This window comes from Rhizobacter sp., from assembly GCF_031412495.1.
GTDB lineage: Bacteria > Pseudomonadota > Gammaproteobacteria > Burkholderiales > Burkholderiaceae_C > Schlegelella_A.
This window is the reverse complement of the sequence record NZ_JANODC010000015.1, coordinates 1-6,497: the sequence shown is the minus strand read 5'-3', so window position 1 is coordinate 6,497 and position 6,497 is coordinate 1. Positions and strand designations below refer to the sequence as shown.

Annotated in this window: 2 protein-coding genes; both read right to left on the bottom strand. The window is 64.1% G+C overall.

Annotated features, from left to right (window positions below; genetic code table 11):
* A partial coding sequence (gene rpoC, locus AC30N0_RS00650; RefSeq protein ID WP_489516015.1) for a DNA-directed RNA polymerase subunit beta' occupies positions 1 to 2,595 on the bottom strand: 2,595 nt, incomplete at its 3' end.
* A gap of 157 nt (positions 2,596 to 2,752) precedes the next feature.
* Positions 2,753 to 6,497 (bottom strand): DNA-directed RNA polymerase subunit beta (gene rpoB / locus AC30N0_RS00645; RefSeq protein ID WP_489516014.1); only part of this gene is annotated, 3,745 nt, incomplete at its 5' end.

Below are 6,497 nucleotides of genomic sequence, written 5' to 3'. Positions count from 1 at the left end.
CTCGTCGAGCATTTCGCCGGCGCCGACCAGTATTTGCTGCGTCTCCGGATGGTTGACCTCGATCGCGGTAACCCGGCCGAGAATCCGGTCGCGCAGCGATTCGATCACCTCGCCGCCTTCGACCAGCGCGCGCATGTTCATGCCGTTCATGGTCGCGCAGTCTTCCTCGATCACGACCAGGTCCTGCGTCACGTCGACCAGGCGGCGCGTCAGGTAGCCCGAGTTGGCGGTCTTCAGCGCCGTATCGGCCAGGCCCTTGCGCGCGCCGTGGGTCGAGATGAAGTACTGAAGGACGTTCAGGCCTTCGCGGAAGTTGGCCGTGATCGGGGTCTCGATGATCGAGCCGTCGGGCTTGGCCATCAGGCCGCGCATGCCGGCGAGCTGGCGGATCTGCGCGGCGGAACCGCGCGCACCCGAGTCGGCCATCATGTAGATCGAGTTGAACGACTCCTGGTCGACCTGCTTGCCATGCCGGTCGGTCACCTTCTGCTTGGAGAGCTGGCTCATCATGACCTTGCCGACTTCGTCGCCGGTCTTGCCCCAGATATCGACCACCTTGTTGTAGCGCTCGCCGGAAGTGACCAGGCCCGAGACGTACTGCTGCTCGATTTCCTTGACTTCCTTTTCGGCGCGCTCGATCAGGCCCGGCTTCTCCTTGGGCACCAGCATGTCGTCGATGCAGATCGAGATGCCGGCGCGCGTGGCCAGGCGGAAACCCGCCTGCAACAGCTTGTCGGCAAAGACCACGGTCTCCTTCAAGCCGCACTTGCGAAACGACACGTTGATCAGGCGCGAGATTTCCTTCTTCTTCAGCGCCTTGTTGATGTTGGAGAACGGCAGGCCCTTCGGCAGGATTTCGGACAGCAGCGCGCGGCCGACCGTCGTATCGACGAGCTGCGCGTCAACGGTGTATTCACCGCTTTCCTTGTCGAGCGTGTGCTCGGTGATGCGAACGCTGCACTTGGTGGTGATCTCGACCACGTCGTTGTCGAGCGCGCGCTGCACCTCGGCCACGTTGGCGAACATGATGCCCTCGCCCTTGGCGTTGATGCGGTCGCGCGTGGCGTAGTACAGGCCGAGCACGACGTCTTGCGACGGCACGATCGACGGCTCGCCGTTGGCCGGGAACAGCACGTTGTTGGACGCCAGCATCAGCGTGCGGGCTTCCATCTGCGCTTCGATCGACAGCGGGATGTGCACCGCCATCTGGTCGCCGTCGAAGTCGGCGTTGAAGGCGGCGCAGACCAGCGGGTGAAGCTGGATCGCCTTGCCTTCGATCAGCACCGGCTCGAACGCCTGGATGCCCAGGCGGTGCAGCGTCGGCGCGCGGTTCAGCAGGACCGGGTGCTCCTTGATGACTTCCTCGAGGATGTCCCAGACCACCGGCGTTCCCGATTCGACTTCCTTCTTCGCCGCCTTGATGGTCGTGGCGATGCCCATCGCCTCCAGGCGCGAGAAGATGAAGGGCTTGAACAGTTCGAGCGCCATCAGCTTGGGCAGGCCGCACTGGTGCAGCTTGAGCGTCGGGCCGACGACGATGACCGAACGGCCCGAATAGTCGACCCGCTTGCCCAAGAGGTTCTGGCGGAAACGTCCGCTCTTGCCCTTGATCATGTCGGCCAGCGACTTGAGGGCGCGCTTGTTCGCACCGGTCATCGCCTTGCCGCGGCGGCCGTTGTCGAGCAGCGAATCGACCGCCTCCTGCAACATGCGCTTTTCGTTGCGCACGATGATCTCGGGTGCCTTCAACTCGAGCAGCCGCGCGAGGCGGTTGTTGCGGTTGATGACGCGCCGGTACAGGTCGTTCAGGTCGGATGTGGCGAAGCGGCCGCCGTCGAGCGGCACCAGCGGGCGCAGGTCCGGCGGCAGCACCGGCAGCACCTCCATCACCATCCACTGCGGCTTGATGCCCGACTTCTTGAAGGCTTCCATCACCTTCAGGCGCTTGGAATTCTTCTTGATCTTGAGCTCGGAGCCGGTCATGTCGCCGCGCAAGCGCTCGATCTCGACGTCGAGGTCGATCTCCGACAGCAGCTTGTGCACGCCCTCGGCGCCCATGAGTGCTACGAACTCGTCGCCGAACTCGGTGCGCTTGGCCTCGAAATCGTCCTCGCTCATGATGCTGAACTTCTTCAGCGGGGTCATGCCGGGGTCGACGACGACATACGCCTCGAAGTACAGCACTCGCTCGATATCGCGCAGCGTCATGTCGAGCACCAGGCCCAGGCGGCTCGGCAGACTCTTCAGAAACCAGATGTGAGCGCACGGCGCGGCCAGGTCGATGTGGCCCATGCGGTCGCGCCGCACCTTGGTCTGCGTGACCTCGACGCCGCACTTTTCGCAAATGACGCCGCGGTGCTTCAGGCGCTTGTACTTGCCGCACAAGCACTCGTAGTCCTTGATCGGCCCGAAGATCTTGGCGCAGAAGAGGCCGTCGCGTTCCGGCTTGAAGGTGCGGTAGTTGATGGTCTCCGGCTTCTTCACTTCGCCGAACGACCAGGACCGAATTTTCTCGGGCGAAGCCAGACCGATCTTGATGGCATCGAAATGCTCATCGGGCGTGAACTGGCGGAACAGATCGAGTAAACCCTTCATGAGGCTCTCCTAATCTTCAAAACGAAAGATGCTGTCGTCATCGAGCTGACACCGCAAAGCCGGCTTTGCCGGGCCGCTGGTGGCGTCCCTTCGGGGCCACAAAGGGGCCCCGTTCGTGGCCCAGTGGGCTGCGGCGAAGCCGCTACGGAGGTGGTCATCAGTTTTTCTCGAGCTCGATGTCGATGCCCAAGGAACGAATTTCCTTGACCAGCACGTTGAACGATTCCGGCATGCCGGCTTCGATGGCGTGTTCGCCCTTGACGATCGACTCGTACACCTTGGTGCGGCCGTTCACGTCGTCCGACTTGACGGTCAGCATCTCCTGCAGGATGTACGAGGCGCCGTAGGCTTCGAGCGCCCAGACCTCCATCTCGCCGAAGCGCTGGCCGCCGAACTGCGCCTTGCCGCCGAGCGGCTGCTGCGTCACCAGGCTGTACGGGCCGGTCGAGCGCGCGTGCATCTTGTCGTCGACCAGGTGGTGCAGCTTGAGCACATGCATGTAGCCGATCGTCACCGGGCGCTCGAAGGCGTCGCCGGTGCGGCCGTCGTGCAGCGTCGCCTGGGTGCGAGCAGCGGTCAGGCCCTTGAGCTTGGCGATATCGTCCGGGTAGGCCAGCTTCAACATGCCGCGGATCTCTTCTTCCGCAGCACCGTCGAAGACCGGTGTGGCGAACGGCACGCCGTTTTGCAGGTTGCCCGCCATCTCCAAAATCTCGGTGTCCGACAGGTGGTCCAGGCGCTCGGTCTTGCCGCCCGACTTGTTGTAGAGCTCGTCGAGGAACTTGCGCAGCTCGGCGACCTTCACCTGCTCGTGCAGCATGGCAGCGATACGGTGCCCGATGCCCTTGCCGGCCCAGCCCAGGTGCACTTCGAGCACCTGGCCGACGTTCATGCGCGAGGGCACGCCCAACGGATTGAGCACGATGTCGCACGGCGTGCCGTCGGCCATGTAGGGCATGTCCTCGACCGGGGCGATCTTCGAAACCACGCCCTTGTTGCCATGCCGCCCGGCCATCTTGTCGCCCGGCTGCAGGCGGCGCTTGACGGCCAGATAGACCTTGACCATCTTCAGCACGCCGGCGGGCAGCTCATCGCCCTGCGTCAGCTTCTTGCGCTTCTCCTCGAACGCGAGGTCGAAGCCGTGACGGGTCTGCTCGAGCGAGTTCTTGGCGCTTTCGAGCTGGCCCGCGACGTTCTCGTCGGCCGGGCGGATATCGAACCAGTGGAAGCGTTCGACGCTGGCCATGTAGGCCTTGTCGATGACGGTTCCCTTGGCGATCTTCTGCGGCCCGCCGTTGGCGGCCTGGCCGACCAGCATCTTCTCGATCCGGTCGAAGGCGTCGGCCTCGACGATGCGCAGCTGGTCGTTCAAATCCAGGCGGTAGCGCTTCAACTCGTCGTCGATGATCTGCTGGGCGCGCTTGTCGCGCACGATGCCTTCACGGGTGAAGACCTGCACGTCGATGACGGTACCGTTGGTGCCCTGGTCGACGCGCAGCGACGTGTCCTTCACGTCGCTCGCCTTCTCGCCGAAGATCGCGCGCAGCAGCTTTTCTTCCGGCGTCAGCGTGGTCTCGCCTTTGGGCGTGACCTTGCCGACCAGCGTATCGCCCGGGTTCACTTCGGCGCCGACGTAGACGATGCCCGACTCGTCCAGGCGCGCCAGCTGTTGCTCCGACAGGTTCGGGATGTCGCGGGTGATCTCCTCGGCGCCCAGTTTGGTATCGCGCGCCATCACCACCAGCTCCTCGATGTGGATCGAGGTGTAGCGGTCTTCAGCGATGACGCGCTCGCTGATGAGGATCGAGTCCTCGAAGTTGTAGCCGTTCCAGGGCATGAACGCGACTAGCATGTTCTGGCCCAGGGCCAGCTCGCCGATATCGGTCGATGCGCCGTCGGCAATGATGTCCTCGGCAGAGACCTTGTCGCCGCGCTTGACGATCGGGCGCTGGTGGATGTTGGTGTTCTGGTTGCTGCGCTGGTACTTGATGAGGTTGTAAATATCGACGCCGACCTCGCCCGCCACGGTCTCTTTGTCGTTGACGCGGATCACGATGCGGTTGGTATCCACATAGTCGACGACGCCGCCGCGTTTGGCCGCGACGACGGTGCCCGAGTCTTTCGCGGCGACGCGCTCGACGCCGGTTCCGACCAGCGCCTTCTCGGGGCGCAGCGTCGGTACGGCCTGGCGCTGCATGTTGGCGCCCATCAGCGCGCGGTTCGCATCGTCGTGCTCGAGGAAGGGGACGAGAGAGGCCGCGACCGAGACGATCTGCGTCGGCGCCACGTCCATGTACTGGATGCGCTCGGCCGAGGTCAGCACCGACTCGCCGTTGTCGCGCGCACTGACGAGTTCGTCGATCAGCTTGCCGTCCTTGTCGAGCGTGGCACTCGCCTGCGCGATGACGTACTTGCCTTCTTCGATCGCCGACAGGTAGTCGATCTGCATCGTCACCTTGCCGTCGGCGACGCGCCGGTACGGCGTTTCCAGGAAGCCGTACTCGTTGAGCTGCGCGTACAGCGCCAGCGAGTTGATGAGGCCGATGTTCGGGCCTTCCGGCGTTTCGATCGGGCACACGCGGCCGTAGTGCGTCGGGTGCACGTCGCGCACCTCGAAGCCGGCGCGTTCGCGCGTCAGACCGCCCGGTCCCAGCGCCGAGACGCGCCGCTTGTGCGTGATCTCGGACAGCGGATTGGTTTGGTCCATGAACTGACTCAACTGCGAGGCACCAAAGAACTCTTTCAGCGCGGCCGAGATCGGCTTCGAGTTGATCAGGTCGTGCGGCATCAAGGCCTCGGTCTCGGCCTGGCCCAGACGTTCCTTGACGGCCTTCTCGATCCGCGCCAGGCCCGAGCGGTACTGGTTCTCGGCCAGCTCGCCGACGCAGCGAACGCGCCGGTTGCCGAGGTGGTCGATATCGTCGACTTCGCCGCGACCGTTGCGCAGCTCGACCAGGATCTTGACAACGTCGAGGATGTCCTCGTTGCTCAAGGTCATCGCGCCTTCGGGCACGTCGCGCCCGACCCGGGCGTTGAACTTCATGCGGCCGACGCGCGACAGGTCGTAGGTATCGGCGGAATAGAACAGGCGGTGGAACAGGGCCTCGACCGCGTCCTCGGTCGGCGGCTCGCCGGGCCGCATCATGCGGTAGATGGCAACGCGCGCGGCGAGCTGGTCGGCGGTCTCGTCGGCGGCGAGCGTCTGCGAGATATAGGCGCCTTCGTCGAGCTCGTTGGTATAGAGCGCGGGGATTTCCTTGACGCCGGCCAGGCGCAGCTTCTTCAGCAGCAGCTCGGTCAGCTCGTCGTTCGCCTTGGCCAGGATCTCGCCGGTATCGGCATCGACCACGTTGCGCGCCAGCATGCGGCCGAGCAGGTAGTCCTCGGGCACGCTGATGAACTTCGTCTCGGTCTGCTCGAGCGTGCGCGTGTGGCGCGCGGTGATGCGCTTGTCCTTTTCGACGACGACGTTGCCGTCCTTGTCGGTGATGTCGAAGCGGGCGATCTCGCCGCGCAGGCGATCGGCCACGAACTCCATCTGCGCGCCTGCGTCCATCAGGCGGAAATTGTCGAAGACGAAGAAGTGCGCCAGGATCTGCTCTGGGTTCAGGCCGATGGCCTTGAGCAGGATCGTGACGGGCATCTTGCGACGGCGGTCAACGCGGAAGAACAGGATGTCCTTGGGGTCGAACTCGAAGTCGAGCCACGAGCCACGGTAAGGAATGATCCGCGCCGAAAACAGCAGCTTGCCTGACGAATGCGTCTTGCCCTTGTCGTGCTCAAAGAACACGCCGGGCGAACGGTGCAGCTGGCTGACGATGACACGCTCGGTGCCGTTGACGATGAAGGAGCCGTAGTCGGTCATCAGGGGCACCTCGCCCATGTAGACCTCCTGCTCCTTG